This window comes from Serratia sp. HMSC15F11, assembly GCF_001808215.1.
Taxonomy (GTDB): Bacteria; Pseudomonadota; Gammaproteobacteria; order Enterobacterales; family Enterobacteriaceae; genus Serratia; species Serratia nevei.
This window is the reverse complement of record NZ_KV792515.1, coordinates 1471-1806: the sequence shown is the minus strand read 5'-3', so window position 1 is coordinate 1806 and position 336 is coordinate 1471. Positions and strand designations below refer to the sequence as shown.

Genomic DNA, 336 nt, shown 5'->3' with positions numbered 1-336 from the left:
CAGGTTGCCGGGCACGATGTTGAAACGCTGCAGCCCTTCACCGGTCAGGATGGAGACGATTTTCTCCATCAGCGAGCCCGGCGTGGTGCTGCCGAACGAGCCGTTGAACAACGCGACAATCATCAACAGCAACAGCGAACATTTGGCCAATGCAATAGTGATGGTCGACATCTGTTCCAAATGGCGATCCTTGAAGCTGAGCGTTTTCTTCAGCATCTTGCCGCTGACGGTCTGCGGCGAAAACAGCGCGGCGCACAAATCGGTGGTGAACAGCACCATAAAGTAGAACGTCATCAGCACCAGCACCACCCAGATCAGCTGGTAGGTCAGGAAGCG

The 336-nt window shown here is 55.4% G+C and carries 1 pseudogene; it reads right to left on the bottom strand.

Annotated features, from left to right (window positions below):
• A pseudogene (locus HMPREF3138_RS27355) lies at nt 1-336 on the bottom strand (DUF3772 domain-containing protein); the annotation flags it as partial.